This is a genomic window from Mesorhizobium sp. M3A.F.Ca.ET.175.01.1.1, from assembly GCF_004791945.1.
Taxonomy (GTDB): Bacteria; Pseudomonadota; Alphaproteobacteria; order Rhizobiales; family Rhizobiaceae; genus Mesorhizobium.
In genome coordinates this window covers 1-284 of the sequence record NZ_SRTP01000410.1, presented here as the reverse complement: position 1 = coordinate 284, position 284 = coordinate 1, and the positions used below count along the sequence as shown (strand labels likewise).

General features: G+C 57.7%; 1 protein-coding gene. It reads right to left on the bottom strand.

Annotated features, from left to right (window positions below; translation table 11 throughout):
- Positions 1-2 precede the first annotated feature (2 nt).
- On the bottom strand, positions 3-284 hold a 282-nt coding region (locus EN818_RS32205; protein ID WP_210237343.1), incomplete at its 5' end, for a dihydroxy-acid dehydratase.

The following is a 284-nucleotide window of genomic DNA, read 5'->3' as shown; positions in this document are numbered from 1 at the left end:
AGCTATGGCGCCTGCGTGCTGCACGTTGCGCCATAGCTCGTTCCGCTCATGCGGGCGTCGGAGATGCGGATCATGTCCCGAATGCCCTTTTCTAAAAGCTTTTTTGGAATGGGCAATTGCCCCCATTCGGGCATTCCGGGGCCGCCATTTGGGCCACTGTTTTGCAGCACGAGCACCGAATTCTCATCGACATTGAGACCCGGATCGTCAATCCGCGCAGTCATGTCGTTGTAGTCTTTGAAGACCAAGGCTGGGCCCCGGCTTCTGAAGCATCGTGGCCCAGC